At 37.6% G+C, this 2,816-nt stretch carries 3 protein-coding genes; all 3 read right to left on the reverse strand.

Features of this window, described 5'->3' with window-relative positions; genetic code table 11:
• Positions 1 to 173 precede the first annotated feature (173 nt).
• Positions 174 to 959 (reverse strand): methyltransferase domain-containing protein, encoded by a 786-nt coding sequence (locus HQL65_06510; protein MBF0135873.1) that lies wholly within the window; start codon positions 957 to 959, stop codon positions 174 to 176.
• Between the two features lie 53 nt (positions 960 to 1,012).
• On the reverse strand, positions 1,013 to 2,464 hold the full coding sequence (locus HQL65_06515) for a B12-binding domain-containing radical SAM protein (protein ID MBF0135874.1): 1,452 nt from the start codon (positions 2,462 to 2,464) through the stop codon (positions 1,013 to 1,015).
• A partial coding sequence (locus tag HQL65_06520) for an SPASM domain-containing protein (GenBank protein ID MBF0135875.1) occupies positions 2,465 to 2,816 on the reverse strand: 352 nt, incomplete at its 5' end.

A 2,816-nucleotide genomic window follows, 5' to 3' on the forward strand; every position in this document is an offset into this window, starting at 1 on the left:
GTCTCCAGCGAAGATTTAATTTGTTTTGATATGCTGCGTACATGATCTTAAATAAAAAAATGTTTTATGCCCTCCTGTTTAGCAAAAAATTAAGAACACCTAGAAGCTTTCGAAGAGTCCACACTTTATTAGCCGGATTGACTTAAACGATATGCAAAGATAAAATTTGACTATTAATCAGGAGTTTTGGCTACACCATAAAAGGTATGCATGACCCGGAATCCGACGGAATACATAATCCGCCGAAAAATACCAGACTCTTGTGGAATTGTTTCCTCTAAGTACATTGGCATGATGGATTCCCTGATTAGACGAAGTCCAGAATTTTGCAGCATAGTTCGCACATCATTCACTCGAAAGTGATAAGGATGATTTTTGTCTATCAGAGGCAATAAAAATTTAATAAGTGTAGCCCAGCCAGCCACAAAATGCACCGAAAAAAGCAGATGTCCACCTGGACGCAAGACTCGCACGATTTCTTGCAAAAAAGCTTGATAATCACCAACGTGGTCAATCGTATTAGTGGTCAGTATAACATCAAAAAAATTGTCTGGCAAAGGTATTTTTTCACATCTACCCTGCAAACGAATGCTGCTTTCCGGCATAAGATTAAATAAAGAGAACTGTTGATAAAAGTCCATCAATGAATCCATCAGGATTAGGGTGGACGGCAGACTTGAAGGATCTATTTTCTTCAAGCCAGAAAAAAATCCGAATGGGCCAGTGCCAATTTCCATGACAGTTTTGTGGCGAAAAAAAGTTGGATCAATATTCCAATGAACCAAAAAGGGAGAAAAATTGGCAGCGGGATCTGGATGGTATTCAGTTTTTGTGATTTTTTGTTTCCAAAAGGCTTTTTCTCTCTCCTGGAATATTCTCCAAGCATAGTCAGAACAATATTCTTCAGGGTCTATGTAGACTTGCCCATTTTTTTTAAATTTTGCCAACAAGGATTCCATGCTAAAATTTGCCTCCTTTCTAGATTTAATTTCCGAAAGTACAAGATAAAATTTCAGACACCAAATATTCTGTTATTAATCATTGCTGTGCGAATTGCATCAAAGTAACTGGTGTAGGTTGCATGTTTTTTTTGTTTATAAATACCCCGCAATAAAACAATTGGTTTAAAAAGTACCAATTTAATTGCCCAAAAATAAAAAGAAGGATAGCGAAATAAATTTAAATTTGCATTGCGCTGCGCTAAACTAAGATAAATATCGCGATACCGAACAATTGTTTCATGTGATACGGGTGATCTGAATGTTCTTTGATTTTCAGTTAATGAAAAACTAAGTTCTTCTAAAGCATCTTTATCTTCGTCATTAAAATATTTTGTGCCGGGCATGGGCATAAAATAATTTACTGTAATAAATGTTGGCTTAATTTTACTTAAAAAACGTGCTGTAGCTTCAAGATCATCCTGGCTTTCTTCAGGAAAGCCAACAATAAGAAAAATATAGGCGTAAATACCAGCTTTTTCTACTTTTCTTATGGCTTCATTCATGGTGTCCAGTTGCGTATGCTTTTCCATGATATCCAACATGCGTTGGGAACCAGATTCTATACCCATAGCAATCTGAATAAATCCCGCTTTTTTCATGAGCGCCAAAGTTTCTGAATTACCCACTCGATCAGCCCGGGCTTGAGCGTAGAATTTAAGCTTGATTCCCTCCTTAATAATTCTTTCGCAAAAAGCGTTAACCCTCTGGTCTCTATAGTAAAACAAATCGTCCAGAAAAACAATTCCGTCAATTTTCCAATGTGCCATTTGCCATTTGATCTCGGCGACAATATCGTCTATGGACCGTTCCCGGTAGCGGCTACGTATCGGATCTGTACAGAAACGACAAGTGAACGGGCAACCCCGGCTGGCCATCATAAAACCGGTTTTAATGAAGTGTCCGGGTATTCCTCCCAGACGAATATCGCAATAGTGATCGTAGTCTACCAAATCCAGGGCAGGATAAAGCAGATTTTCCAGAGGCATAACCGGATGCACAGCAGTGCGAACAATCTCACTATCTTCAAGGTATCCAATGCCGGGAACTGATTTCATGTTACCGTTTGGTTGGAAAATATTATTCAATAAATGAATCGTAGATTCTTCACCTTCACCAAAGATTACATAATCAACCCCATTGTTTAAATAAATATCAGGTTTAAAATTTGGGTCTTTGCCACCGCAAATAATGATTTTATTTAATGTTTCGGCACGGATTCGTTGTATAATTCCCTGTGCAACACGCCTGTTCCAACTTATTACACCAAGTCCAATGACATCTGGATTAAAATCATGGAGTTCCTTCCATAGTTTAATGTTTTTCCCGGGAAAAAATTCTTCGTCAATAAATTCCAGCACCTTGACTTGATAACCTGCATGACGTGCATAAGCTGCTATGTAAAGCAGCCCAAGTGGGGGACGCCAACCCTTGCGGGGGTTGATCAGAAGAAGTTTTTTGTTCACTTAAACGACCTGTTTCAGACGAAGAAAATCACATGTTTGGCAATAGGAAAATTTTTCTTGATTCTTACGAAGATAGGAAAATTTTTCTCCATGCCAAACACTTTTTAGGTCTTGAGTTAGTAAATTACCAACTACCTGTTCTTTATCAAGGCAACATGGATGCACGTCACCATTGACATTTATGTAAATAAAATCTTGAAAACGATAGCACCAATCATCTAAACGCAATATCGGTTTAAAATAACGATACATCTTGCCTAATAAACCATCAAAAATTTGATCTTGAAGACAATCAATACGAACGCCATACTGCTTGCGTAGTTTTGCAAATTCTTTAAAAATTTCCTTTTCT

It is taken from the genome of Magnetococcales bacterium (genome assembly GCA_015228935.1).
Lineage (GTDB): Bacteria > Pseudomonadota > Magnetococcia > Magnetococcales > DC0425bin3 > HA3dbin3.

Excerpts from the sequence above, each read along its gene's own strand:
- HQL65_06510 (MBF0135873.1), bottom strand. The coding sequence starts at position 959 with ATGGAATCCTTGTTGGCAAAATTTAAAAAAAATGGGCAAGTCTACATA.